Raw genomic sequence first — 25,353 nt, 5'->3', positions numbered from 1 at the left:
AAAATAAATTTACGCTGAGTTGCATTTAATTTACATAAAGTCATAAGGTGACACCCCCATCATCCCCACATTGGGGTCTATCGTTTGTGCTTGAATCATGGCGAGTTTAAGCTGATTTTTATTAACTGGTACTTCCTCTTTAATCGCTATAGATTGTTGCTCATGGTTTAAACCAGGCTCAGTTACGTCATCGATCGATTCAGTTTTAGAACCCTTTTCTGATATAACTTTATTATCCCAATCTACTGCTACATCTTGATCGGAAACTTCCACCTTTTGTGTTGGGCCTTTAGGTAAAATTCCCACTAAAGCTTTTTCCAAACGCGTAGGTAGCATCGTTTTCCGTTTAGCTCCCTCAGTTTGAGCAGCCTGTTGATATGCCCCTGGTTCGCCCAATAGAACCAACGAATCCTTCGCTCGTGTAAGGCCAGTGTAAAGCAAATTGCGTTGTAGCATTCGGTTAAAAGCCTGTACTAACGGCATAATAACTAATGAATATTCACCGCCTTGAGCTTTATGAATTGTGGTTGCATAAGCTAAAGTAAGATTCATAAAATCAGTTCTTTGATACAAAACATAATTATTGTCAAAATCAACTTCAATGTAATCAACTTTCATTTCATTTTCAGGATCTTTCGCAAACATAATCGTTTTGATATAACCAATATCACCATTAAAAACATCGTGTTCTGGATCATTGGCTTTTTGCATGACTTTATCGCCAATTCTAAAGCCAAATTCAAAATCGCCTTCACGCCACATTATCTCACGCTTCTGTTTTGTCTTAGGATTAAAAAGATCTTGCGCTAATAGATTTAACCGGTTTACTCCTGCATCAGTTTTATACATCGGCGCTAAAATTTGCATATCGCGAACTGAATTGCCTCGTTCAATCCAACTCATAATGATTTTTTCCATCGCATCCGGAATTTGTTGAACGTGTGCGGGGAAAAATGAACGATCGGGCTGACGCTGCATTAAATCACTAGGTAGTTGCCCACGTTTAACTTCATTAGCTAATTCAATAATCGTAGAATCTGCGTCTTGTCGATGAATTGTTGCCAATTCGCGATAATTTAACTTTCCACTACTTAGCAAATCATAGAAAACTCGACCCGGACCTACTGATGGCAGTTGATCTTTATCTCCTACTAAAATAATTTGCATTGAATTAGGGGTGTTTTCTAACAAGAAGCTAAATAGTTCAGTATCTACCATTGACATCTCATCAATTATTAAAAGTTGCCCTTCTAATGGATCTAAATCTAAATCGGCTAAACTTTCACGTCCTGAAACACCTAGCAAACGGTGAATTGTCGCCGCTGGTTTCCCAGTCGCTTCGGATAAACGCTTAGCTGCTCGTCCGGTAGGTGCTGCTAACTTAATTGCTGACTCAATTTTATCTTCATCTAAACCATCTTGTTGTAACAAACGGCCAAAGGCATCGACAACCCCATTAATAATGGTAGTTTTACCGGTCCCAGGTCCTCCCGTTAAAATAAACAATTTACTTGTTAAAGCGGCTAGCATTGCTTCATGCTGCTCATCAGTATATTGCAGTTGATGTTGCTTTTCTACCTGCTTAAGGACTTTTTCAACGTCACGTCTTGGAAAGATACCTTTTTGCGAATTTAGTTCCACAATTCGTTGAGCAATTCCAACTTCTGCATAGTATAAGTTGGTCATAAATAACCGATCATCATCTGCAACAACAATTTCTTGCTCTACTAAATCCAGCAAAGCATTTTGTATTACTTCCGGTTCAATTTGTGTATGGTCATTTCGTTCTAACGACCGTTTAGCAGCATAACTTAGAACACTTAATTCAACATATGTGTCCCCTTGTTCAAAAGTCGCTTTATTCATAGCTGCGACAACCCCTGCTTGAATGCGTCTGGGATCAAGGGGATCCAAACCTTCTTGTAAAACAATTTGATCAATTCGATTAAATGAAACTCCGTCAATTTCCCACACCATTCGATATGGATCATTTTTAAGGATTTCTAAGGTTTCATTTTCATAGTGCTCATAAATAGTAGTTGCTAAAGCCGATCCAAAGCCAAATTGGTTCAAAGCAATAATTGAACGTTCCATCCCATCGGATTGTTTTAACTGTTCTACAAGCGTGGAACTTTGCTTTTCACTCAACCCAATATTATTTAACACAGCCGGATTATCTAAAATTTGGTCAATTGCATCTGTACCTAAACTATCGACAATTTTTTCAGCTGTTTTAGCACCAATTCCCGTAAAATCAGCTCCAGAAAGGTATTGCACTAATCCTGCTGCTGAACTGGTATCTAACCGTTGATAATGTTCACTCGCAAACTGTTGTCCAAAACGAGCATGATTTTTAAGTTGACCAGTGAATTGATAATTTGATCCAATTTGAAGATCTCCAAAAGAACCAGTGACTGTAATTTCATCCACATCATATTCAAAGTTCTTTTCATCAATCTTAACTGCAATCACTTTATAAAAGCTATCTGTTGCTGAAAAAATAATTCCTTGAACCTGAGCAATCATCGCTGGTGCATCATCCACCATTAAATCGCGAATATCATTCATTGGTATCATTTCCCATCATAATTTGCGTTAAAGCATCTAATTGCCCTGCTTGTTGTTCAAAATGTTTTTCATCAAGAGCTTGTGCTCGTTTAAACCAAGGGTTCGAGGCCTCTTTTAAAACAGTTGCAATTAATCCCCGGCCAAAATTGGCATCAAAATTATTTTCATCAAAGCTTAATGCCTGTTCAAAAGCAGATGCTGCTTGTTCCATATTTTCTAAGCTTAACCAAATATTACCTAGTAAAATAAAACCAGCTAAATCAGTTTCCGGCATTTCCGTCCCGGTTAGTGCATAAACGAGAGCTTTTTGATAATTTTGTTGATTATACCAAGTTTGAGCCTGCATCATAACAGCATCATACTTTAATTGCTCATCAGTAACTAATTGAAAGAATTCATTCGCGCGTTCGTAGCTACCAGCTAAATAATAGACGTTACCCAACGTATAATGTAAATTGTCTTGTGCAACTTGATCTTCCTTAAATAGCGCTAAACTTTTAAGCCCCAGTTCCTCAGCCTCAACTAAATTTTCACTTGTTGCCAATAAATTGACTAAATCAACATAAGCACGCCAATTATTCTCATCTTTTTGAATTAGTTCGACCAATTGATGCATATCGGCTTGTAGTTTGTTTTCTTCATCTTTTTCTTCTACCATATGTAATTGTACCTCCTGTCAATTTATATCGTATTACTTGGATCGTCAATGACTCCTAAATAGCTTGTATCGTTTCGTGAAATTTCATGATAAGTCTGTCCATCATTGGTCTCTAAAATAGATGTTGAAGTATTGCTTAAGCCACCTCGTGCCCGTAATTGGGCTAACGGCTTTTCTAACAAAGTTTCAATTCCAATTGTCAACAACATACCATGCGCAAAGAAAATCAAATTGACATCTTCTCCGCCGTAAGCTCGAACTGCTTCATCAACTGCATATTTAAACCGTTTTTGAACGGCTTCAAATGTCTCTGCTCCAGGAACTTGGGTGGCATCATATTGGTCGGGATGATTACGCCAGGCCTCATATTGTTCTGCTTGATTTTTCTTCACAGCAGCAAAAGTCTGCCCTTCCCAAGCACCCAATTTAAATTCAATTAACCCAGAATTCAAAGTCATTGATGGTCGATTCTTAAGTAGGCTTAATGTTCCCTCAGCTGTTAGACGTGCCCGCCTTAGTGGTGAAATAAAAGCATGTTTAAATTCAATATCTTGTAGATAGTTTCCCAATTTTTCAATTTGTTCGTATGACTCCGGTAACAATGGTGAGTCTCCTTGCGCTCCTTGGAAGCGTCCCTCGTTGTTCCATTCTGTTTTACCGTGACGAATAAAATATAATTTTGTCATGCCTTACTCCCTTATTGTGTGTTACTTACATTATATAACAAGAAAACCTTGAAAGTTAACTTTAACTTATGATTCCCACCTATAGAAAAAAACTGAGACAAATTATGCCCCAGTTTTATTTATTGTTTTTTATTTTTATAATCGTTATTACTTTTTTTACTCACCATCATTCAAATTAAGACGAGCAAACACATCGTCAACATGACGTAAATGCCAATGATAATCAAATGCATCATCAACTTGCTTCTTACTTAATTTTTCTTGAATCACTGGATCAGCATCAACTAAACTTCTAAATTGAATTTGTTCATCCCAGGCACGTGCAGTTAATGGTTGTACTACATCATATGCTTGCTCTCTTGAAAAATCAGCATCATCCATTAGTGAATACATCAATCGTTGTGAATAAATTAAACCATAAGTTCTATTCATATTCTTTTTCATTTGTTCTGGAAATACTTGTAAATTATCAAGAATATTGGTCATCCGATGTAACATATAGTCTAATGTCGACGTTGCCTCAGGTAAAATGACCCGTTCTGCTGAAGAATGCGAAATATCTCGTTCATGCCATAACGGAACATTCTCATAGGCCGGAATTGTCATCCCCCGTAAAACTCGTGAAAGACCAACAATATTTTCTGAGCCAATTGGATTACGTTTATGCGGCATTGAAGAAGAACCTTTTTGTCCTCCAGCAAACCCCTCCTCGACTTCATGAATTTCTGAACGTTGCAGTCCTCGAATTTCAACAGCAACTTCCTCTAATGAAGTTCCAATTAAAGCCAAAGTCGAAATATAATCAGCATGCAAATCTCTTGGTAAAACTTGTGAACCAACCGGTTGTGGTTGCAGCTTTAATCGTTTCATCGCTGCCATCTCGACTTCAGGCGAAATATTTGCAAAAGTACCAACGGACCCCGACAATTTTCCTGTTTCCATTTCAGATGCCACTCGATCAAAACGTTCTAAATTTCGTAATGATGCTTGGTAGTAACGGGCCAAAACCAACCCAAACGTGGTTGGTTCAGCATGAACACCATGAGTTCTACCCATCATAACCGTTGTCTTATATTTCAAAGTTAAACGACGTAAGACATCGCTATATGCGATTAATTCTTTCCGAATAATTTTATTAGCATCTCGCAAACGAAGAGCTTGTGCGGTATCTACTACGTCAGTACTTGTTAATCCATAATGAATCCACTTTTTTTCAGGCCCTAATGAAGCTGATATATTTCGGGTAAACGCAACCATATCATGTTTTGTAACTTTTTCTAAATCAGCGATTTCTTCAACATTAAATTTTGCATTTTGCTCAACTAACGCCAATTCAGTAGCTGTTGGTCGGATCGATCGCAATTCAGAAACTCGTCCACCTTCTTGTACCAAGCCATCCATAACTGCAATTTCCACTTCCAGCCATGATTGGTATTGTTGTTCTAATGACCATACTTTCTGCATCGCCGCCCGCGTATATCGTTCAATCATTTCCGTTCCGCCTTTTTTTATTATATTTAAATTTTACCGCAATTTATTAACAAAAAGCAAATTATTTTTACTTTTTTATTTAAATCACGAACTTAAAAAAGATAAGTGTATTAACCATTCCTTTTTAGCTTAAAAATTCAATATAATAATTTAATTAATGCTTACAAAAAAAGCTAGAACAAAACGTTCCGGCCTTTATCTATATTATTTTATTTTTATAATTTCACGACTAACCAATTCATCGAGATAGTATCGCAACAATTCCACTAAATCGGACTGATTATTTGACTTAAAAATATTAATATTGGTATTTCCAGAAGCATTCACAACCTTCATTTTAAAACCATCAACACTTCCATTTATGGCTACTTTTAATTTAACCGAATTTTCTAATCCTTTATCCGGTTGCAGTGCACGTTGCATAACATAAGTTCCCGCATTACTTTTAACAAACCCAACATCCGTAAGAGCATATTTTTTCAAGGTTGGATTGATTTCATATGTAATATCATCCCCTAAAATTGTTACCTCTTTTGTAAAAGCCATAATAGCTACTCCATTCTTACTTTTGACGATTAAAACTAAAACTCATTTCTTCCACTGGCTCTAATTCTCGATTATAAAATTGTACGTCTAACTGTTTTGGTTGAACCGATAAAATAGCATAAGTCCCCTTTAAATAGGCATAAGGTCCTCGAGGAAGTGAAATAGATCCAGGGTTAATAAATAATTTTCCATCAATCATTTCGGCCCCTAATTGATGTGTATGTCCCAATGTTACAACATTGGCATCCAAGGGTGCTACATGTTCTCGAATCAGATTTAAATCTGATTCAGTATGGTATAAATGACCGTGCGTTTGATAAATTTTAATCCAACGGTCACCATATAATCGATCATCAGGAAACAATGAATCGAAGTCCATGTTCCCAATAACTGGTTGAATTTGCTGAAACAGTTCATCATCAGCTTTCAATTCTGAATCACCATTGAAAAACATTGCCTGCACTTGATCAACATAATGGTTCACAATTTTTTCTAAAATAGAGCGATCACCGTGAATATCTGAAACGATTAAATAATCCATTCTGTCCTCCTTCTTAGAGGTCGGATAAGATATCACCGTCCTCTATAAAAACATTTTTACAAATCAGTCAATCTTATCTACTGATATTTTTTTCTTTCAATTTTTCGGCAAAAGCAAGACAAAACTATCAAAGCAAAATATAGAGCATTTTTGTCTTGCTTTTTACCACCATTCATTAAATTTTTGTGATAATACCTTTAAAGCTCTTCCTCGATGCGAAATGGTATTTTTTTCTGATGGGCTCATTTCAGCAAGCGTTTTTTGATATGGTTCATAATAAAATAATGGATCATAACCAAACCCATTAGATCCTCGAGGAGTTTCCAAAATCAATCCATCCACCTGACCTTCAGCCATAATTTGACTACCATCCGGTTTTATCCCAACCATGACCGTATGGAAAGATGCTTGCCGTTGATCAATTGGTACACCTTTTAACTTCAGCAAAACTTTTTGATTATTAGCTGTATCATTATGGTCACCAGCATACCGTGCTGAATAAATTCCAGGCTCATCGTTTAAGGCTGGAATTGTCAATCCAGAATCATCCGCTAAAACTGGAACTTGTAGTGCCTGACAGATTGTCCGAGCCTTAATTAACGCATTTTCAGCAAAAGAATGACCATTTTCAATAATCTTTGGCATTTCTGGTAAATCATTTAATGAAATTACCTCAATTGAAAAAGGCTCTAAAAAGGTCTTTATTTCTGACACTTTACCTGAATTTTTAGTAGCAACAATTAGTTGTTTCATGAATTAACCTCATTTTAAATATAACTTTTCAGCACCAATCGTTAAAGTACTAACTTGTAAATCGTCTCGTTCTAACCAACGTTCACCCAACATTTTAAACTGAGCTGCATCACCAGTTGTATAATATCGATCAGCATGATGATCAACTTGCAAACTTTCTTGATGCATAATGTTTAGTGATTTTAATTGTGTTGCTACCATCGTTATCGTTTCTGCTCCCGCATCGACGATCTTAACTTTACTTCCAAGTCCTTTTTGAATGCTATTTTCTAATAGTGGAAAATGGGTACATCCTAAAATCAAAGTATCAATTTCTGAACTTGGAAAATTAGCCATATTTCGATCAACAACCGCTTGGATTTCAATTGAATCTGTCGTTCCACTTTCAACTAAAGTAACAAATTCAGGAACTGCCAATTGATAAACTGATAAATCAGCATTGTTTTGATGTAATGCCTTAACATAACTACCTGAATTTATCGTTCCCTGTGTTGCAATTACCCCAACGATCTTATTATTGGTTAGAGTTGCTGCTGTTGCTGCTCCTGATTCAATCACTCCAATAATAGGGATATCAAATTCTTGTTGCATTGTAGGTAATGCTGCCGCAGTAGCAGTATTACAAGCAATCACTACCATCTTAACCTGTTGGTCGACTAAAAATTGAATCATTTGGCGCGTAAAAGTTACTACTTCTGCTTGCGGTCGTGGTCCATATGGCATCCGGGCGGTATCTCCTAGATAATAAATCGCTTCATTCGGTAACTTAGCTAACGCCGCTTTAACTACGGTTAATCCGCCTAGACCTGAATCAATATAACCGATAGCTCGATTGTCCATTACACTGCCTACTTTCTACTGCTTAGCCCATTCCACTAAGTCATTAGGGGTTTCAAAAATATAATCTGCTTGATCTTTAAAGACAGTTCGATCTTTTACACCCCAGCCTGCCATTCCATATGCAATTCCAGCATTATGAGCTGCTTGCATGTCATGGATAGAATCACCAATATAAATTGTCTGACTTGGATCACTCACTAAATTATTCATTGCTAATAAAATTGGATCTGCGGCTGGCTTCATATTTTTAGTCATTCCTGCAAAAACAAAATCAGTAAAGAATTGTTCAATTCCAAATCGATCATGGTGTGCTGCAAACTCGGCTGGTGTGTTCGAGGTCACAATTCCCATTTTATATTGTCCTTTTTTTAATTGCTCTAACATATTTAGAACTTCAGGGTATAAGAAAATACTATCGCGAAAATCATCTAAACGTGCGATCCAATCTGCCTGAATGAGTTCAGGATTAGGAATTTTTAAATATTCTAATGACTCTGGCCCAGGCAATCCAAAAACATGATGCAATTCAGCATCTGACCGTGTAATTTTATGATCTTTTAATGTTTCCGCTAAGGCCGTAATATACATACTTTCCGTCGATAATAGCGTTCCATCAACATCAAAAATAATAGATTTCATGCTTCATTCCCCCATCTATAATAATAACTCTATTTTACCATGATCAAATCAAAAGAGCGTTTACTTATTTATACATAAGTAATGATCCACTTCTAAGATATGCTATCATAAATTTTTCCATGAAAAAAAGCCGTAGCTCTTATATTAAAATTAAGGCCCAGCTTTATATTATTTATTGTACTTCTAACTCTTCCAAATAATCGTCAATCATCTTTAATACTATTTTTTGACTCTCTGGATCTTCCAAGTCATACTTTTGAAGATCTACTCGCATCTTCGGAGATGCATCGTAATCTTTATACCATTGTTGGTAAGCACTCCACATTTTAAAATAATAATCTCTTAAGTCAGCATTATCATCAAATTGTTCGTAATCACGACCTCGCTTTTTAATTCGATATAATATCGTATCAAAGTCAGCATCAGCGAAAACCATCAAGTCTGGACGACCTTTTTGCATACCACTCAATTCATTCATCATATTATCTAATAATTTCATATAAACATCTAATTCAGCATCAGAAATATTACCTGAACTATGATTTTCTTGTGTGAAAAGAGCATCTTCATAAATGGAACGATCTAAGACATTATTATCGTCTACTAACGCCTTTTTAATCATGGCAAAACGCTTATTCAAAAAATAAATTTGCAGTAAGAAACCATACTGCTTAGGATCAGCATAATATAATGGTAGAACTGGATTTTCTCCCACTGGCTCAAAAAAAGCTTGTGTCCCCTTATGTTTTGCAATTAAGTCTGTCAAGGTTGTCTTACCAACCCCAATCATGCCTGCCGTAATAATCACCATGATTGTCCTTCTTTCATTAAATTTTATCTTTAACCTAACATAGCGTTAGGAAACTTGCTATAACTATATTACCCAAATAAAACTTTAAATACAATACTTCATTTATTAAATTAGTTATGTTATGACCAACGGTTTGAATGTACTAAAATGGCTTTACCTCAGTCATTATATCCATTTGTAAATATTTCATTTATAAATATGAGTTCATGATAAGGCACTTTTAAATAGATTAGATTAAATCCTATTATTAGCATAAACTTAAAATTTCAATAACAAATTTATTGCGTTTAAATGATATCCAACATTATTTAAATAAAAAGATAACGCAAAAAAGCTCAACCACAACTAAATGTGATCGGGCTTTTCAATACAAATTTTTTATCTATTGAACAGTAACTGACTTAGCCAAGTTACGTGGACGATCAACATCCAATCCACGACCAAGTGAAGTGTAATAAGCCAATAATTGTGTTGGAACAACTTCAACTAATGGTGCTAGCAAAGGATCAACATCTGGCAAAACATAACCATCGCCTTCCTTTGCCAAAGACTTCGAAACAATGGTATAAGAACGTGATCCACGTGCTGTCGTCTCTGATAAGTTCCCACGAACAAGACCTGCCGTCTTTGGTTGAGTAATTAAGGCAATCACAGGAGTTCCCTCTTCAATCAAAGCCAAAGTTCCATGCTTCAATTCTCCAGCTGCAAAGCCTTCTGCTTGAACATATGAAATTTCCTTCAACTTCAATGCCGCTTCTAAGGCTACGCTTGAATCGACACCACGACCAATGTAAAATGCACTATTTGTCGATGCTGGCACTAACATTTCATTAGCAACTTGCTTAAAAGTATCCTTATCATCAACAATAGCTTGAATTGCAACCGCAATATTTGATAATTCTTCCATCAAATTAAGGTCTTGCTTACCTGCCAAAGCATAAGCCAAGATTGCTTCCAAAGTAATTTGTGCGATATAAGCTTTTGTTGAAGCCACCGCAATTTCAGGTCCAGCCAATAATGGCAAAGCGTACGTTGCTTCACGCCAAAGCGTTGACTTTTCAACGTTGGTCAACGTCAATGAGTGGTATCCAGCTTCATTGATATTTTGCAAAACTTCACGTGAATCAGCAGTTTCACCAGATTGACTCAAGAAAATAAAGAATGGCTTCTCTGACAACAAAGGTTCCTCATAAGCAAATTCAGATGAGATAAAGACACTGGTTGGCTTGTTAGCCCATTGTTCAAACAAGCGAGCTCCTGCTAGTCCAGCATGGTATGAAGTCCCAGCAGCGATGATGTAAACTCGATCAGCAGCGTTAATTTCATCTAAGATAGCTTTTCCAATCAAAGCATTTCCTTGATCATCAAAATAACGTTCCATCAAACGACGCATTACAACCGGTTGCTCATCAACTTCCTTTAACATGTAGTAAGGATAAATTCCCTTATCAGTTTCTGAAGCATCAATATCCAAATGGAATGGTTCACGTTCAACCGCTTCTCCGTCAGCATTAAAAAGTTGAATTTGCTTTGGATCAATGATTGCAACTTCACCATCAAGCAACTCAATAAAGTCATGTGTTTCATCCAACATTGCAACCGCATCAGAAGTCACTACATTAAAGTCAGATCCAACCCCAATCAACAATGGTGACTTACGCTTTGCAACATACATCCGATCTGGTTCTGATTGATCCATCAAAAGGAAACCGTAAGCTGAATCGCCAAATAAATTAATGGCTTTTTTGAAAGCATCAAAAGTTGATAAATTGTCTTCACGAGCAAACTTACTAATCAATTGAACAGCCACTTCTGTATCAGTATCAGATTGGAAAGTTACATCTGAAAGATATTGTTCTTTTAATTCCATGAAGTTTTCAATCACTCCATTGTGAACCAAATAAAATTTTTCATCTTCAGAGTATTGTGGGTGTGAATTTCTAACAGAAGGTTCACCATGAGTTGCCCAACGGGTATGCGCAATTCCAGCTTTACCATTTACATTTTTGTCAGCCAATAAGGCTTCAAGATCAGCTACACGTCCCTTTTGACGGACTAATTCATCACCAGTCGCATCTTGATTAGGGATAAAAACACCAGCTGAATCATATCCACGGTACTCTAATTTCTCCAAGCCCTTTAATAAGATTGGCGCTGATTCTTTTTGTGTTCCTGTATAACCAACAATTCCGCAATAATACATTTAAATTCTCCCTCATACCTTTTATAAATTGGTATAGTTTTTTATTTTTTAAATTATAAGTATAATTATACCTTCGGATCGCATCAAGTCAACTAATTAAAATGTTTATTTTTTATAAATGGTATAAATTGGTATACATTGATTACATAAAAATAATGCTATTTTAACTCAGAAATGTTATAAACACTCACTTTTTATTAGTATAACCAATTCACTTTATCCAATTTTTTACATATAATTTATTAGTTTATAGGTAAAAAAATAACCTTACTTAAATTTAAAGTAAGGTTATTTTATCATTTTTATGCATTAAATTATATAAATTAATTCAATATAATTATAAAAACATACAAGTTATATTAAATCTTCAAAAGTTCGGCTTCCTTAGAAGCGGCAATTTTTTCGATATTTTTAACTCCATCATCAGTTAAGCCTTGAATATCTTTATCGATCTTACGCAACTCATCTTCTGATAATTCTTCTTTTTTAGCTTGATCCAAAGCATCCCGACGAACATTACGAACTGCAACCTTAGCTTTTTCAGCTTCAGCTTTAACTTCTTTCGTCAAATCCTTACGAGTTTCCTCAGTTAAAGCAGGGATAACCAAACGAATAACTGAACCATCATTTGTAGGAGTTAATCCTAAATCAGAAGCAAAAATAGCTTGTTCAATATCCTTTAATGCTGTCTTATCAAATGGAGTAATCAAAAGGATCCGTGCTTCTGGTACTGAAACTGAAGCAACTTGATTCAAAGGTGTTTCGGCTCCATAATACATAACTTTAACATCTCTTAAAATTGATGGATTAGCAACTCCAGCTCTAATTTTACCAAGTTGAGTTTGCAAAGCCATACCGGCTTTTTCCATTCGTTCTTTAGTGTTTTCTAAAATTTGATTTGCCATGCTTTATTTTCCTCCAACTGTTGTTCCGATGTTCTCACCCAAAACAACGCGTTTAATATTGCCGTGCGTATTCAAATTAAAGACCACAAGATCAATATCATTGTCCATTGAGAGCGTTGAAGCCGTTGAATCCATGATTTTAAGACCTTGCGACAAAACGTCCATGTGCGTTAATTTATCATACTTAACTGCATTTGGGTTATTACGTGGATCATCGTTATAGACACCATCCACCCCGTTTTTACCCATCAAAATCGCATCGGCATTAACTTCAGCGGCACGTAAGGCAGAAGTCGTATCGGTTGAAAAGTACGGTGAACCCGTTCCAGCTCCAAAAATAACAACGCGCCCTTTTTCAAGATGCCTAACTGCTTTACGACGAACATATGGTTCCGCGACTTGACGCATTTCAATTGCGGTTTGTACGCGTGTAGGAACATCCATATTTTCCAATGAATCTTGCAAAGAAAGAGCGTTCATCACAGTTCCAAGCATCCCAACATAATCAGCTTGGGCACGTTCCATTCCTAGCTGAGCACCATTTTCACCACGCCAAAGATTTCCACCACCAATAACAATAGCAATTTCAATCCCTAACTCATAAACTTCTTTAATTTCAGCAGCAATACTATTAACTGTTTCAGGATCAATTCCAAAACCCTTATCACCAGCCATGGCTTCCCCTGATAGCTTTAATAAAATGCGCTTATACTTTACGTCTGCCATGTTTATGCACCCCTATCAAATCTTACTTAATTTGTGCTGCAACTTCAGCCGCAAAATCATTTTCTGCCTTTTCGATTCCTTCACCAACTTCATAACGAACGAATGAAAGAACTTTACCATTTTGTCCTTCAACATAAGCTGCTACAGTTTCACCATCTCCCTTAACGAAAGCTTGGTCAACCAATGAAATTTCTGACAAGAACTTGTTCAAACGTCCTTCAACGATCTTTTCTTTGATTGCATCTGGCTTACCGTTCAAGTCTTCAGCAGCTAATTGAATTTCCTTTTCGTGACTCAAAGTATCAGCAGGGACTTCTTCGCGTGAAACATATTGTGGGTTAATAGCAGCAACGTGCATTGCAACATCCTTAGCCACTTCAGCATTTGCTCCATCAAGCAAAACTAATGAAGAAATACGTCCACCCATGTGTGAGTAGGCTCCCAAAACTTGACCATCTTTAGCTTCGATAACTGCAAAACGACGAAGAGTAATCTTTTCACCAGTAATTTGCGTAGTGTGGATGATTTCTTCGTTCATAGTCTTACCGGCCATTGGCAATTCAAGCGCTTCTTCAACAGTAGCTGGCTTTGCGTCAACAATTGTTTCCGCAACGGCATGCAACAAATCATTAAATTCTTTATTGCCAGCCACGAAGTCAGTTTGTGAGTTCAATTCGATAATTGCAGCAAAGTTGCCCTTAACAGCAACATAAGTCATTCCTTCAGCAGCGATAGCTCCGGCTTTCTTAGCAGCCTTAGCCATTCCCTTTTCACGAAGGAAATCAATTGCCTTTTCCATATCACCGTCAGTTTCTACCAACGCCTTTTTTGCGTCCATCATTCCCACGTTTGTCTTTTCACGTAATTCTTTAACTTGTGCAGCTTTGATTGCCATTGTAAATGGTCTCCTTTAAATATATAAGTTTTTATCTAGTTAATTATACACAATTTAACAGTGTTTTAACACTGTTACACCAGTGATTTTTGATCAAGCTATAAAAAAAGCCGAGTCCTAATGTCCTCAGCTTGATTTAAAGCAGATAATTACTTGTTGTCGCCTTCAACGATTTCAGTCAATTCTTCAATAGAAGCAGCTTTTTCAGCTCCTTCTTCAGAAAAGGCTTCTTCAGCAACAGCATCTTCACCTTGATTACCTTCGATGATTGCATCTGCCATCTTAGCAGTGATCAAACGAACGGCACGGATTGCATCATCGTTTGATGGAATCTTAACGTCGATTTGATCAGGATCAGCATTTGTATCAACCATAGCAACGATTGGAATATTCAACTTGCTTGCTTCTTGCACAGCCAATTGTTCCTTGTGTGGATCAACGATATACAATACATCTGGGATGCGTGGCATATCAGCGATTCCACCCAAGAACTTTTCCAACTTTTCACGTTGCTTTGTCAACAATGCAACTTCCTTCTTAGGCAAACGATCGAAAGTTCCATCTTCTGACCAAGAACGCAATTCCTTCAAACGTGAAATACGCTTTTGGATTGTTGTCCAGTTAGTCAAAGTTCCACCAAGCCAACGATGGTTCACGAAGTACATGTTTGCACGTGTAGCTTCTTCAGCAACTGCATCTTGTGCTTGCTTCTTTGTTCCAACGAACAAAACAATTGCACCATCAGCAGCGGCATCACGAACATAGTTATATGCTTGGTCAACCATCTTAACTGTCTTTTGTAAGTCGATGATGTAAATACCATTACGTTCTGTAAAGATATATTCACCCATCTTTGGGTTCCAACGACGAGTTTGGTGACCGAAGTGGACACCAGCTTCAAGCAATTGCTTCATTGAGATTACTGCCATGAGTAAAATTCCTCCAAATTGTTTTTCCACCTAAATCCGCATGTAGTTCGACGACCGAAACGGCACCCGTTCAACTATTAGATTTAGTGAGTATTTTTGGTTATTAAACCAATAACAAATTTTACGCTGAAGCATTAAAGTTGTCAATTATTTAATTTTTTCCAATCCACACCATGATCAAGTAAAAAAGTCTCTTTTTTTAACCGGGTTAGTTTTTTAAAAGCAGCCTCCGCTCTCAAAGCATCCCCTTTAGTCTCAAATTTTTCAGAATAAATTAAATGTAATGGATGTCTTTTTTTGGGTCGAGTATATTTCGCCCCTTTGCCAGCTTCATGCACCGCTAATCTTCGTAATACATTATCAGTGAAACCCCCATAAAATGTATTATCAGCAGTTAGGAGCACATACATATAATATTTTTTATCCGGCATTTTTAAGCCCGGCCTTCATAAATAGCTAAAACTTCATCTCGATATTCATCGTTATCTTGATGCGTAATGATTGGTGGTAGAATTTGCGCTCCAGTTAATTTACCATTTTTGATTGATTCTATTAAAACAATATTAGCTTCCTTTCCCACCTTAGGATAAACAAATTGAATTCTTTTTGGAATTAAATTATTGTCCCTTAAAGCATCTAAAATTTCAAATAATCGATCAGGTCGATGAACCATAAAAAAATGGCCCCCAGATTTAAGTAATTTTTTAGCTGTATGGGTCACTAAATTCAAATCAGCCTTAATTTCATGACGTGCAATGGCATAGTGTTGATTTGGATTCTTATGTGATTTTTCCGTTGCTTCAAAATAAGGTGGGTTTGAAACCACATTTTCGACTGAACCAGGTTTAATATCAAAAAAAACATCACGCATATCCTTATTAATAATTTTAATTTTATCTGATAATTCATTCAATTGAACCGAACGTTGAGCCATATCAGCTAACCGTGGTTGAATTTCAACCCCAATGATCTGACCAGTTACCTTGTGAGCCATAAATAATGGAATAGCTCCGTTACCTGTACCTAAGTCTACAGTAGTTCCACGTCCACCATTTCGCGGATTAGCAAAATGGGCTAATAAAACCGCATCCAGTGAAAATGAAAACACTGAATGGCTTTGAATAATTTGAATTTCATCCCGATATAGCATATCCAATCGCTCATCAGCTCGTAACTCAATCGTCATTTTAATTTCTCCGTCCATTTTTATGTCTTATTTATTTTCCAATTCGATTTATTAATTGTCAACCAATTCCATTTTGTGGGATAATAAAAGTTATGATTTAAGAAAATAAGAGGTATTTTTAATATGTTCTATCAATTTGCGGCCCATATTGTTCGGGGTCTAATTTGGTTAATTAACGGAAAAGTCACCGTATTAAATCAGGATAAAGTTCCCGATAGCGAATATGTTCTCGTCGGTCCACACCGCACTTGGTGGGATCCCCTATTCTTCGCTGCAGTGGGTTATCCCACAGTTTATATGTTTATGGCTAAAAAAGAATTATTCAAAAATCCAATTATTGGTTGGATTATCCGCCATGCAAATGGTTTCTCAGTAGATCGTGATAATCCTGGCCCATCTGTAATAAAGATTCCAGTTAAGGGTTTAAAAAAAGGCAATATGAGTTTAATCATTTTCCCTTCTGGTTCTCGACACTCATCTGACATGAAGGACGGAGCACTCCTCATTGCAAGAATGGCAAAAAAGCCCATTGTTCCACTTGTTTATCAAGGTCCTTTGAAGTTTAGCGGACTCTTCAAGCGCAATAATGTCACTTTAGCATATGGTGATCCAATCGACCCTTTAAGTTTTTCAAAAAATAAAGAACTTGCTAGTCAAGAGTTTGATCAAATTTTAAAGGATTCTTTCAACGCCTTAGATCAAAGTATTAATCCGGACTTTAAATACATCGATCAACATAAAAAATAATTTAATCTCATAACGATCAAGCTTTGCATATCCAATGCCTGATCGTTTTATTTTTGATAATTCATACAATGTTTTAACACATTAATCATCGACACCAATCGGGAAAATAAATTTAATCAAAAAAGCTGAGGCAAAAGTGTCTCAGCTTTTTTATATGTTTACTTATTTTTGTTGGTTTTTCATTTGAGCCATCATTTGAGCCAATTTCTTTTGTGAAGGCTTTTGACCCATTGAAGTCATCATAGACTTCATCATTTCTTCAGAAATTGGTGGATTCTTCTTCAAATAAGTTTCCATCGAACGACGTGCCATGAAGAAACCAAAAACGGCTCCTACAATTAATGCAATAACAACAATAACGATCCAAATTGACGTACTCATGTCTTTACCTTAACCTAACTTATTTTTTTAATCATATTTAATTGTATCAAATCTAGCCTAGAATACTAGTTAAGATCCATAAAATATTAACTAGTTATCACGTAAGCCTTTTTCGCGTTGAATATTTTTAACTTTATCGGGAGTGACTTCTTTACCATCTTTATCAAAGACTTGTAACATTTCCACTTGAGAACGGAACGATGACCGGAAATTTTCTAAAAATTCAGCCCGTAAAGCCCGTCGTTCTTCCATTTCTTCCTTCGTTAATCCTGCGGGGGTTTTAGCCTTAGCTGCTAATTCATTAATTCTTTCGCGCACTGCTAACATATGATTATCTTCACTCATATCATTTGGCCTCCAATTTTAATATTTTTATAATTATACCATTTTTATTATATTTTATTAAAATATTGTCATAATAAATATTTATCATCAAAATTATCAAAAAAATGACCAATTAATGAGATTTATCTCGCTTAAATGGTCATTTGTATCTTTATTATTCACCTTCATAAGTTAACAAGGTCTTAATATCGTAATCCTTGAGGACTTCACGGCCTTGCAATTCAGTTAGTTCAATGAGGAAAGCTAAACCTACCACTTCACCCCCCAAACGTTCAATTAACTTATTAGTTGCTGCGATAGTACCACCAGTTGCCAATAAGTCATCAACAACCACGACTTTATCCCCTGGCTTAATCGAGTCAGAGTTCATCTCCAAGGTTGCTGAACCATATTCTAAAGTATAACTCTCTGAAACCGTTCCACGTGGTAATTTTCCAGGCTTACGAGCTGGAACAAATCCAACCCCTAATTCAAAAGCCATTGGGGTTCCCAACAAAAAGCCTCGAGATTCTGGAGCAACAATTACGGTTGCTCCTTTTTCTTTAGCATAAGCGGCTAATTCATGTATTGTAAATTTGAAAGCCTTAGTATCAGCTAACAAAGGGGTAATATCTCGAAAAGTTATTCCTGGTTTTGGGAAATCGGGAATAGATGCAATATATTCATGCAAGTCCATTGTCATTTTAAGCTCCTATGTCGATGATTTAAATTAATCACCTTGTGCTAATTCATTTAGCAATTGTTCTAATTCGGCCGTGGTACTATAAATTAATTTAGCTTCCACTTCCCTTTTTTGTAAAAAATTATGATAAGACGGCATAGTTGTTAAATCAACATTATCCGGTTTTTCTACTTTTTTTAAGAAATCGTCTTCAATTGTAACAAATTTTGCGTCCAAAAACACTTTAATTAACAATTTCAACATTAATTCGTCCATATTTAAATATTGTTCCATCGCCTGAAATTGATTTTTAAGATCGATATAATTTTGTTGCTGAATAAATTTGAAGAATTTCGAAAAATCATTTCGAGTTGGAATTTTTTGTAAATAGGCAGGATTTTTAGTATAAAAAATCGTTTCCCAGCTACCAATTTCGACATATGCCAAAACTTGATGTAATTCATCTAAAGTGTGTGGTAAATCGACAAAAATGGCCCGATCAATTTGTGTTACATTGAAAGCATCTTCCCACCACATCGCTTGCCCAGCACTTGAAATTAAAGGAGTCAATTGTTTTTGTAGATTATGATTAAAAAACAAGTAAGTAGCAGGCTTGCTAAACATGGGCTTAGTTAAATGTGTAGTCCTTGCATCAATCAATGCTGACCCAGAAGCTTCAATATCTTTAAACATTAATTGATAGCTGGTTGATCCTCGATATGTATTTTGATCTAAGGTTCCAACAACCGTCATTTTCTTAAAATGGCCTTGTAATTCATTTGCCAGGGCGCCTTTTTGCCATGCCACTACAGGAATCAATTGTCGCTTATCCATCCCTGTAAATCGTAAATGTTTACCCTCTGACATCGTTTTGACATTCTGAACACCATCTAATTCCAATGCAAAAACTGGTTCTGGGTTACCTTCCCCAAACGGGCCAAGTAGTTGTAATTGTTCATAAAAATCAGAATTGAAATTTCTACTATTAATGTTACCAGCTAATGTTATAACCTTTTTTTGCTGGTAATCAAATGCTTGTTCAACCGCGGCTTCATTTAGCATTTTACGAACAGTAGGAACTTGGTCCACCGAGATGGTCATCCCCGCGGCTAAAGCATGTCCTCCAAAACTCAAATACAAATCACGATGAGGATCCATCGCCGAAAACAAATCGAAAGCAGCAAGTGAACGGCCTGATCCTTTAGCGATTGCGCCTGTTTGATTTAGGACAATCGTTGGCTTACCAGTTGCCTCTAATATCCGAGCCGCAACAATTCCTAGTACACCCTCGTGCCAGTTTTCACCCATTAATACCAAAACTGAATCTGAATAAAATTGGTTTTTAGCTTGTTCTAAAGCAGCTTCAGCGATCGATTCAACTAATTTTTTGCGTTCTTGATTAGCTTGATCAATGGTCTGAGCCAATTCTAACGCCGGTTTCTCAGCTTCAGCTAATAATAGTTGTACCCCGAGCTTAGCATCATCCATTCGACCAATCGCATTTAAACGGGGGGCGATTTGAAAGCCAATTGTTTTAGCATCTAATTTATCAACTGATATTTTAGCTAGCTGAAGTAACGCCGCGATTCCAGGACGTTGCATCTCATTGAGATTAGCTAGGCCCAGTTTAACGATGGTTCGATTTTCACCCGTTAGCGGCATTACATCAGCAACCGTTCCTAAAGCTGCCAAATCTAGCCATTCATCTGCTGGAGCATCTAATAAAGCAGAGGCAACCTTAAAGGCTACTCCAGCTCCTGATAAGCCAGTAAAAGGATATGGATGTTCTGGAAATTGCGGATGTACAATAGCTAAAGCTGACGGCAATTCAGTAGGAAGTTCATGATGATCCGTTACAATCACATCAACATCATATTGCATCAACGTTTCAATCGCTGCTTTACCACTAATTCCGTTATCCACTGTAATCAGTAGTTGCATCCCCTGTTCAGCCAAATTTTTATAGACTTCTACATTCGGACCATATCCATCTTTAAAACGGTTTGGAACATAATAATCAACTTCAGCTCCCAATACTTCTAAAGCTGAAACCATGATTGTGGTAGCAGTAATTCCATCAACATCATAATCACCATAAACAACAATTTTTTCGCCTTGATCAATGGCCGAAAAAATTCGATCAACAGCTTTTTGCATGTCATGTAACTCGTATGGATCAATTAAATCATCCAAAGTTGGATTTAAGAAAGTTTGAACTGCCTCTGGCGTTTCATATCCTCGTGATACCAACAATTGTGCGATTAAAGGCTGTGCTCCAATCTGCTTTTGTAATTGAGACACCCGCTCATCTTGAGGCAGTTGATCAAGCTGCCACTGATACTGTGGTTCAATCATTGTTTATTCCTCTTTTTCATCTGGTTCAATTTGAATTTTAATTGGTCCCGAGTTATCTTGCTTACCCATCGGAATTTCATAGACATCAAAATCATTAACTACCCGTGTATTTTTAAACACTGATTGTGCTGAATAAGCTAATTCATTTGCTAAACGTCCAGGGTAACGCGCTGAAATATGAGTCAATAATAAACGCCCTACATGTTGATTCGTAGCTGCTTGTGCAGCTTGCAAATTCGTTGAGTGATGGTATGACCGCGCTAATTTAGCTTCATCTTTGCCATAAGTTGATTCATGTACTACAACTGAAGCCTGATCCATCAAAACATCAATATTAGGTGTCCTTCGCGTGTCTCCCAGAATCGTCACAATCCGCCCAATTTTAGGTTTTCCAACTACATCTTTAGCATAAATTATTCTTCCGTCCGACAAAGTAATATCTTCACCATGCTTCAACTTTCCATAAAGAGGACCAGCTGGCACTTCTAACTCCTTTAATCGATCGACCAATAATTCACCTTCATGATCAGCTTCAACGATACGATAACCAAATGATAAAATTCGATGATCAAGTGGCAAAGCAAAAACACGGAATTTTTCATTCTCAAAAACTACTCCACCGTCATCGCTAATTTCATGATAGTTAATTCGGTAAGTTAGGTGCGTTTGCGAAAGCCTCAAGCTGGTTTCAACATATTGCTTAATCCCATGTGGCCCATACAAATCTAAACGATCATCACCGCCTTGAAAAGAGCGTGAAGACAATAATCCTGGTAACCCAAAAATATGATCCCCATGTAAATGAGTAACAAAAATTTTGGTTATTTTGCGTGGCCGAATTGTTGAACGAAGCATCTGATGTTGAGTTCCTTCGCCTGCATCAAATAACCACACTTCATTTAATTCTTCTAATAGCCTTAAAGCCACACTGGTCACGTTGCGATAACGTGCAGGAGAACCAGCTCCCGTTCCTAAAAATTCCAATTGCATAAAATTTATTGCCTACTTTCTAATTAGCCTAGATCATTTAAATTGATTTACTTTACCTTCGCTTGCCTGATCCAATATGGGATTCCAAATTTAACAGTATTTTCTTTGCCATGTACCATACGTACTAAATTACTACGGTGTAGATAAGTAACATAGACCATCAAAATAGCCGCCACTAAAGCTAAAAATTTTTCATCATAATACCAAAAAACAATAGTGCTAAAGAAAAAATTCAAAAGTGAGCTAATTGAAACAATACTGGTTAGTAATAAACAAATTAAAAATATACCTAATGAAATTACAAATAACTTGGGTGAATAAGCCAATAAAATTCCCAATGAACTTGCTACACCCTTACCACCCTTAAAATTTAACCAAACTGAAAAAGTATGCCCCAAAACAGCAATCACTCCAGCTGCCAAAATCAAATAGTGACGATTATCTGGCAATGGTGACCATATTAAGTAAGCTAAAAGCCCACCAACAGTCCCCTTTAAAACATCTAGAATAAATACTATTAACCCCGGAAACATGCCTAAAACGCGAAAAGTATTGGTTGTTCCAATATTTCCTGAACCAACTTGCATAATATCCTTATGATAAACGTACTTACCAATGAGGTATCCAAAAGGAATTGACCCTAAAAAATAAGCCGCCAAAATACCGACAATAATTTTAAATATTTGCATTTTTTCTCCTATGCTTTATTATGTGTGGCATAAAACTAAAATTCTTTGAACTATGCCAATGTATCAGCCTTTTTAAGTACCAAATCACTTAAATATTTGATCCATAATAATCACATTGTATTTTTAATAAAATTAAACGCTCGTTATTGAAAATAAGTTTAAATTCAAAAAACTAGATAATTTTACCATTTTCTTACCTAGTTTATCAATTAATTAGACTGTTTAGCAATATTATAACGCTATCAAGTTAGCAATATTTTTTAATTTACCATTATTTATTGAGGCTTACTGATAATCTAGCAATGAATTTAATCTTTTTAACCATATATAATAAAAGATTATAATAAATTATTTAAAATAGATTACATATAATTATAAAATAAAAAAGATAAGAACAATTATTTCAACTGTTCTCATCAATGTATGTTTTAATCTATTATTTTAATTAAGCATGCACTTTAATGACAAATTCACCACTTTGATTAGCTTTAAATAGCATATTTTTAACGTCAAAAGCAGCATCAAGGCGTTTCATAACGTTAATATCATTAGGTCTTCCGTACATCAAAGCTGCTACTGATCCCACAATTGGTACAATTTTTTTAGAAGGACCTTTAACTTGGTCAGCAGCTTGAATCGCCTCTTGATATGAATGAGTATTTAATAAAATCCACACCAAATTTTCCAGTGTATCAATAATGTAACCACTACCGTTTAAGGCGCTTTGCGGTTGGCTACTAAAATCAGGAGTATTTAAATTATCTAGCTCCTTTAAGAAACCAGCAAATAAACCATGTTCTGAATAATATTCATATGAAATTCCAACTGCTCGATCTAAAGCATTTTCAAAATCAAACCCATCTAAAATTTGCCCAACTAAAATAGCATATAAACCAATCCCCATCAGTCCACGAGGATGATTATGCGTTAAACCCGCTACTTGATGTAATGTCAACATGGCCGTTTCGTTATTTACAAAATCTGACCCATAATGGCTATAAATATAAATGACCATCGGCAGAATTCGAGCTAAGGCTCCACTACCATTATCATCCTCTAAAGATCCACCTGATGAAAAAGGATCCTGTTTAATTAAATAATCATCTAAAGCTTTTTTTGTTGTCTTACCTGCAATCTGAATATGACCATCCACTGTATACTTACCGTGTTCATACCATGCTTCAAAAGCCTGCATTATCTTATTAATATCATAACTGATTGATAAAGCATCGATCGTTGCAAGGGCTAACGAACTACCACTACTCCAACGTCTTTGCTCTAATGGTAGATGCTTTTGTGTTAATAAATCACCATCAAGCATCCCAAGGGTGCTATTAATTAATGGATTATTTGGTAAGTCCATATTTAATTACCCATCCTTTCCATTAAAAAATTGTAACATTTTTGCAACCTATTTGGCAAATTGAATTCTGTTCGTTATAATAAGAAGTATAAAAAGGAGCGTCATATGGCTGATCAAAATAATAATATTTTTCCAATTACGTTGTTAAGAGATCATTTACTACCAGATCTGTTAACCGATGATCTTAGTGATATTACGTACTGGGCTGGTAAAAATTTAGCGCGTGAATTTCCGCTAAAAGGAATTAGTGCAGTGATTAATTTCTTCAATGATGCTGGCTTTGGGACTCTAAACATCGAATCTCAAAAAGCAACTAGTCAAAAATGGTTTTTAACTGGATCATTAGTAGAAACCCGGATGACTGAATCATCAAAGCCTGATTTCTTCTTAGAAGCTGGCTTTCTAGCTCAACAAACAGAGCAACAAATTGGTTCAAGCGCAGAAGCCCAAGTTGAATTCGACAAAGACACAGTTATTTTTACCGTTTTGACTATCGAATCCGCCCACATGGATGAATAAAATTAAAAAATCATCTTAGTCAGTACTAAAACTGATAAGATGATTTTTTTAATTTATTTTAATAAATATTTAGCATCAAAGATTGGATCTTGTGAAGTTAAAATCTTAGGCCCATCTTCTGTAATTGCTACAACATGTTCATACTGAGCTGACCATGAACCATCAATCGTCCGAACAGTCCAACCATCTTCCTTTGAAGTTTCAACTTCAAAGCCACCCATGTTTACCATAGGTTCAATTGTAATCGTCATTCCAGGCTTCAACCGCAAGCCACGTCCTGCTACTCCATAATGAGGCACAGCTGGTTCTTCGTGCATCGTTGGACCAATTCCATGGCCAATGTAATCACGAACATTTCCATAACCATGTTCATCTTCAACAAAGTGATTAATTGCTGCCCCAATATCACCTAATCTATTCCCAACCTGAGCTTGGTCAATTCCAATATAAAGGGCCTCTAGTGTGACATCCATCAATTTTTGAACTTCTGGTGAAACATTCCCCACAGCATAACTCCAAGCAGAATCAGAATAAGCTCCATCTAATTCAACTACAGTGTCAACTTTAACCAAGTCACCATCTTTAAGAATTAATCCTTTTCTTGGAAAGGCGTGTGCCACTTCATCATTGACAGAAACAGTGGTTGCATATTTGAATCCCTCAAAACCAATTTGTGCGGCGCGACCACCATGACTTTCAATATATTGCCGACCAAATTCCTCAATTTCCCAAGTCGATAGACCAGGTTTGATTAATTTTTTCATTCCTTGGTGCATTCCAGCAATAATTGCTCCAGATTTCTCCATCGCCACTAATTCACGTTTTGATTTTAAAGTTATCATAATTTTCCTCCGTTATTATACTAACTATTATTATAACGCTAAAAGGTTAATTTAAGTTAAAATCAATGACTTTATTCTGTCTAG

27 protein-coding genes are annotated in these 25,353 nt (G+C 36.2%); 2 read left to right on the top strand and 25 right to left on the bottom strand.

Annotated elements, in window-relative coordinates:
- Nucleotides 1–30 precede the first annotated feature (30 nt).
- From recD2 to WKK_RS06100, 17 genes are all read right to left on the bottom strand, one after another.
- Entirely contained in the window at nucleotides 31–2,568 is a 2,538-nt protein-coding gene (gene recD2 / locus WKK_RS06180; protein ID WP_013989786.1) for an SF1B family DNA helicase RecD2, read from the bottom strand.
- On the bottom strand, nucleotides 2,561–3,226 hold the full coding sequence (locus WKK_RS06175) for a tetratricopeptide repeat protein (protein ID WP_013989785.1): 666 nt from the start codon (nucleotides 3,224–3,226) through the stop codon (nucleotides 2,561–2,563). Before WKK_RS06175 ends, recD2 begins: the two co-directional genes overlap by 8 nt.
- A 23-nt stretch (nucleotides 3,227–3,249) precedes the next feature.
- Entirely contained in the window at nucleotides 3,250–3,912 is a 663-nt protein-coding gene (locus WKK_RS06170; RefSeq protein WP_006845231.1) for a histidine phosphatase family protein, read from the bottom strand.
- Between the two features lie 156 nt (nucleotides 3,913–4,068).
- Nucleotides 4,069–5,403, bottom strand: coding sequence for an adenylosuccinate lyase (purB, locus tag WKK_RS06165; protein WP_013989784.1), 1,335 nt, complete (start codon nucleotides 5,401–5,403; stop codon nucleotides 4,069–4,071).
- A gap of 204 nt (nucleotides 5,404–5,607) precedes the next feature.
- Nucleotides 5,608–5,949: a DUF1831 domain-containing protein gene (locus tag WKK_RS06160; protein WP_013989783.1), complete on the bottom strand. Its 342-nt coding sequence runs from the start codon at nucleotides 5,947–5,949 to the stop codon at nucleotides 5,608–5,610.
- Nucleotides 5,950–5,965: 16 nt separating this feature from the next.
- The gene (locus tag WKK_RS06155; RefSeq protein ID WP_013989782.1) at nucleotides 5,966–6,490 is read right to left on the bottom strand and encodes a YfcE family phosphodiesterase; all 525 of its coding nucleotides are present in this window, start codon (nucleotides 6,488–6,490) and stop codon (nucleotides 5,966–5,968) included.
- A gap of 162 nt (nucleotides 6,491–6,652) precedes the next feature.
- Nucleotides 6,653–7,243, bottom strand: coding sequence for an XTP/dITP diphosphatase (locus WKK_RS06150; protein ID WP_013989781.1), 591 nt, complete (start codon nucleotides 7,241–7,243; stop codon nucleotides 6,653–6,655).
- 9 nt (nucleotides 7,244–7,252) lie between these two features.
- Nucleotides 7,253–8,083, bottom strand: coding sequence for a glutamate racemase (gene murI, locus WKK_RS06145; protein WP_013989780.1), 831 nt, complete (start codon nucleotides 8,081–8,083; stop codon nucleotides 7,253–7,255).
- Nucleotides 8,084–8,098: 15 nt separating this feature from the next.
- On the bottom strand, nucleotides 8,099–8,722 hold the full coding sequence (locus tag WKK_RS06140; protein ID WP_013989779.1) for an HAD family hydrolase: 624 nt from the start codon (nucleotides 8,720–8,722) through the stop codon (nucleotides 8,099–8,101).
- A gap of 172 nt (nucleotides 8,723–8,894) precedes the next feature.
- Nucleotides 8,895–9,533 carry a deoxynucleoside kinase gene (locus tag WKK_RS06135; protein WP_006845224.1) on the bottom strand — a complete coding sequence of 213 codons (639 nt, stop codon included), beginning with the start codon at nucleotides 9,531–9,533 and terminating at the stop codon, nucleotides 8,895–8,897.
- 382 nt (nucleotides 9,534–9,915) lie between these two features.
- A complete protein-coding gene (gene glmS / locus WKK_RS06130) occupies nucleotides 9,916–11,736 on the bottom strand; it encodes a glutamine--fructose-6-phosphate transaminase (isomerizing) (protein ID WP_006845223.1) in 1,821 nt (606 codons plus the stop codon).
- Between the two features lie 359 nt (nucleotides 11,737–12,095).
- A complete protein-coding gene (gene frr, locus WKK_RS06125) occupies nucleotides 12,096–12,641 on the bottom strand; it encodes a ribosome recycling factor (protein WP_006845222.1) in 546 nt (181 codons plus the stop codon).
- Nucleotides 12,642–12,644: 3 nt separating this feature from the next.
- Complete coding sequence (pyrH, locus tag WKK_RS06120) at nucleotides 12,645–13,367, bottom strand: UMP kinase (RefSeq protein ID WP_006845221.1); 723 nt, start codon at nucleotides 13,365–13,367, stop codon at nucleotides 12,645–12,647.
- 22 nt (nucleotides 13,368–13,389) lie between these two features.
- Nucleotides 13,390–14,262 (bottom strand): translation elongation factor Ts, encoded by an 873-nt coding sequence (tsf, locus tag WKK_RS06115; protein WP_006845220.1) that lies wholly within the window; start codon nucleotides 14,260–14,262, stop codon nucleotides 13,390–13,392.
- A gap of 149 nt (nucleotides 14,263–14,411) precedes the next feature.
- The gene (gene rpsB / locus WKK_RS06110) at nucleotides 14,412–15,191 is read right to left on the bottom strand and encodes a 30S ribosomal protein S2 (protein ID WP_006845219.1); all 780 of its coding nucleotides are present in this window, start codon (nucleotides 15,189–15,191) and stop codon (nucleotides 14,412–14,414) included.
- Between the two features lie 143 nt (nucleotides 15,192–15,334).
- Entirely contained in the window at nucleotides 15,335–15,622 is a 288-nt protein-coding gene (locus WKK_RS06105) for a GIY-YIG nuclease family protein (RefSeq protein WP_013989778.1), read from the bottom strand.
- Between the two features lie 2 nt (nucleotides 15,623–15,624).
- Complete coding sequence (locus WKK_RS06100; protein WP_013989777.1) at nucleotides 15,625–16,377, bottom strand: tRNA1(Val) (adenine(37)-N6)-methyltransferase; 753 nt, start codon at nucleotides 16,375–16,377, stop codon at nucleotides 15,625–15,627.
- 123 nt (nucleotides 16,378–16,500) lie between these two features.
- Here WKK_RS06100 and WKK_RS06095 point away from each other — a divergent pair, with 123 nt between their 5' ends.
- A complete protein-coding gene (locus WKK_RS06095; RefSeq protein ID WP_006845216.1) occupies nucleotides 16,501–17,124 on the top strand; it encodes a lysophospholipid acyltransferase family protein in 624 nt (207 codons plus the stop codon).
- A gap of 162 nt (nucleotides 17,125–17,286) precedes the next feature.
- On the opposite strand, the gene WKK_RS06090 is transcribed toward WKK_RS06095, so the two are convergent.
- From WKK_RS06090 to WKK_RS06060, 7 genes are all read right to left on the bottom strand, one after another.
- Entirely contained in the window at nucleotides 17,287–17,505 is a 219-nt protein-coding gene (locus tag WKK_RS06090) for a YneF family protein (protein WP_006845215.1), read from the bottom strand.
- Nucleotides 17,506–17,595: 90 nt separating this feature from the next.
- Entirely contained in the window at nucleotides 17,596–17,850 is a 255-nt protein-coding gene (locus WKK_RS06085; RefSeq protein WP_006845214.1) for a DUF896 domain-containing protein, read from the bottom strand.
- A 154-nt stretch (nucleotides 17,851–18,004) separates the two neighbouring features.
- Nucleotides 18,005–18,532 carry an adenine phosphoribosyltransferase gene (locus WKK_RS06080; RefSeq protein ID WP_006845213.1) on the bottom strand — a complete coding sequence of 176 codons (528 nt, stop codon included), beginning with the start codon at nucleotides 18,530–18,532 and terminating at the stop codon, nucleotides 18,005–18,007.
- A gap of 27 nt (nucleotides 18,533–18,559) precedes the next feature.
- On the bottom strand, nucleotides 18,560–20,866 hold the full coding sequence (gene recJ / locus WKK_RS06075) for a single-stranded-DNA-specific exonuclease RecJ (RefSeq protein WP_013989775.1): 2,307 nt from the start codon (nucleotides 20,864–20,866) through the stop codon (nucleotides 18,560–18,562).
- 3 nt (nucleotides 20,867–20,869) lie between these two features.
- Complete coding sequence (gene rnz / locus WKK_RS06070; protein ID WP_013989774.1) at nucleotides 20,870–21,856, bottom strand: ribonuclease Z; 987 nt, start codon at nucleotides 21,854–21,856, stop codon at nucleotides 20,870–20,872.
- A gap of 47 nt (nucleotides 21,857–21,903) precedes the next feature.
- Nucleotides 21,904–22,545 (bottom strand): glycerol-3-phosphate 1-O-acyltransferase PlsY, encoded by a 642-nt coding sequence (gene plsY, locus WKK_RS06065; RefSeq protein WP_013989773.1) that lies wholly within the window; start codon nucleotides 22,543–22,545, stop codon nucleotides 21,904–21,906.
- Between the two features lie 445 nt (nucleotides 22,546–22,990).
- Nucleotides 22,991–23,908 (bottom strand): ADP-ribosylglycohydrolase family protein, encoded by a 918-nt coding sequence (locus WKK_RS06060; RefSeq protein ID WP_013989772.1) that lies wholly within the window; start codon nucleotides 23,906–23,908, stop codon nucleotides 22,991–22,993.
- 105 nt (nucleotides 23,909–24,013) lie between these two features.
- Here WKK_RS06060 and WKK_RS06055 point away from each other — a divergent pair, with 105 nt between their 5' ends.
- On the top strand, nucleotides 24,014–24,427 hold the full coding sequence (locus tag WKK_RS06055; protein WP_006845208.1) for a DUF2507 domain-containing protein: 414 nt from the start codon (nucleotides 24,014–24,016) through the stop codon (nucleotides 24,425–24,427).
- A gap of 53 nt (nucleotides 24,428–24,480) precedes the next feature.
- On the opposite strand, the gene map is transcribed toward WKK_RS06055, so the two are convergent.
- The gene (gene map, locus WKK_RS06050; protein WP_006845207.1) at nucleotides 24,481–25,269 is read right to left on the bottom strand and encodes a type I methionyl aminopeptidase; all 789 of its coding nucleotides are present in this window, start codon (nucleotides 25,267–25,269) and stop codon (nucleotides 24,481–24,483) included.
- Nucleotides 25,270–25,353: the final 84 nt, after the last annotated feature.

It is taken from the genome of Weissella koreensis KACC 15510 (assembly GCF_000219805.1).
GTDB classification, from domain to species: domain Bacteria; phylum Bacillota; class Bacilli; order Lactobacillales; family Lactobacillaceae; genus Weissella; species Weissella koreensis.
This window is presented reverse-complemented; position numbering and strand designations above follow the sequence as displayed.

Excerpts from the sequence above, each read along its gene's own strand:
- tsf (WP_006845220.1), bottom strand. The coding sequence starts at position 14,262 with ATGGCAATCAAAGCTGCACAAGTTAAAGAATTACGTGAAAAGACAAAC.
- frr (WP_006845222.1), bottom strand. The coding sequence starts at position 12,641 with ATGGCAAATCAAATTTTAGAAAACACTAAAGAACGAATGGAAAAAGCC.
- WKK_RS06150 (WP_013989781.1), bottom strand. The coding sequence starts at position 7,243 with ATGAAACAACTAATTGTTGCTACTAAAAATTCAGGTAAAGTGTCAGAA.
- map (WP_006845207.1), bottom strand. The coding sequence starts at position 25,269 with ATGATAACTTTAAAATCAAAACGTGAATTAGTGGCGATGGAGAAATCT.
- pyrH (WP_006845221.1), bottom strand. The coding sequence starts at position 13,367 with ATGGCAGACGTAAAGTATAAGCGCATTTTATTAAAGCTATCAGGGGAA.
- WKK_RS06100 (WP_013989777.1), bottom strand. The coding sequence starts at position 16,377 with ATGACGATTGAGTTACGAGCTGATGAGCGATTGGATATGCTATATCGG.
- WKK_RS06160 (WP_013989783.1), bottom strand. The coding sequence starts at position 5,949 with ATGGCTTTTACAAAAGAGGTAACAATTTTAGGGGATGATATTACATAT.
- purB (WP_013989784.1), bottom strand. The coding sequence starts at position 5,403 with ATGATTGAACGATATACGCGGGCGGCGATGCAGAAAGTATGGTCATTA.
- plsY (WP_013989773.1), bottom strand. The coding sequence starts at position 22,545 with ATGCAAATATTTAAAATTATTGTCGGTATTTTGGCGGCTTATTTTTTA.
- WKK_RS06105 (WP_013989778.1), bottom strand. The coding sequence starts at position 15,622 with ATGCCGGATAAAAAATATTATATGTATGTGCTCCTAACTGCTGATAAT.
- WKK_RS06095 (WP_006845216.1), top strand. The coding sequence starts at position 16,501 with ATGTTCTATCAATTTGCGGCCCATATTGTTCGGGGTCTAATTTGGTTA.
- WKK_RS06060 (WP_013989772.1), bottom strand. The coding sequence starts at position 23,908 with ATGGACTTACCAAATAATCCATTAATTAATAGCACCCTTGGGATGCTT.
- glmS (WP_006845223.1), bottom strand. The coding sequence starts at position 11,736 with ATGTATTATTGCGGAATTGTTGGTTATACAGGAACACAAAAAGAATCA.
- WKK_RS06090 (WP_006845215.1), bottom strand. The coding sequence starts at position 17,505 with ATGAGTACGTCAATTTGGATCGTTATTGTTGTTATTGCATTAATTGTA.
- recD2 (WP_013989786.1), bottom strand. The coding sequence starts at position 2,568 with ATGAATGATATTCGCGATTTAATGGTGGATGATGCACCAGCGATGATT.
- WKK_RS06055 (WP_006845208.1), top strand. The coding sequence starts at position 24,014 with ATGGCTGATCAAAATAATAATATTTTTCCAATTACGTTGTTAAGAGAT.
- rpsB (WP_006845219.1), bottom strand. The coding sequence starts at position 15,191 with ATGGCAGTAATCTCAATGAAGCAATTGCTTGAAGCTGGTGTCCACTTC.
- WKK_RS06080 (WP_006845213.1), bottom strand. The coding sequence starts at position 18,532 with ATGACAATGGACTTGCATGAATATATTGCATCTATTCCCGATTTCCCA.
- murI (WP_013989780.1), bottom strand. The coding sequence starts at position 8,083 with ATGGACAATCGAGCTATCGGTTATATTGATTCAGGTCTAGGCGGATTA.
- WKK_RS06170 (WP_006845231.1), bottom strand. The coding sequence starts at position 3,912 with ATGACAAAATTATATTTTATTCGTCACGGTAAAACAGAATGGAACAAC.
- WKK_RS06140 (WP_013989779.1), bottom strand. The coding sequence starts at position 8,722 with ATGAAATCTATTATTTTTGATGTTGATGGAACGCTATTATCGACGGAA.
- WKK_RS06135 (WP_006845224.1), bottom strand. The coding sequence starts at position 9,533 with ATGGTGATTATTACGGCAGGCATGATTGGGGTTGGTAAGACAACCTTG.
- rnz (WP_013989774.1), bottom strand. The coding sequence starts at position 21,856 with ATGCAATTGGAATTTTTAGGAACGGGAGCTGGTTCTCCTGCACGTTAT.
- WKK_RS06085 (WP_006845214.1), bottom strand. The coding sequence starts at position 17,850 with ATGAGTGAAGATAATCATATGTTAGCAGTGCGCGAAAGAATTAATGAA.
- recJ (WP_013989775.1), bottom strand. The coding sequence starts at position 20,866 with ATGATTGAACCACAGTATCAGTGGCAGCTTGATCAACTGCCTCAAGAT.
- WKK_RS06155 (WP_013989782.1), bottom strand. The coding sequence starts at position 6,490 with ATGGATTATTTAATCGTTTCAGATATTCACGGTGATCGCTCTATTTTA.
- WKK_RS06175 (WP_013989785.1), bottom strand. The coding sequence starts at position 3,226 with ATGGTAGAAGAAAAAGATGAAGAAAACAAACTACAAGCCGATATGCAT.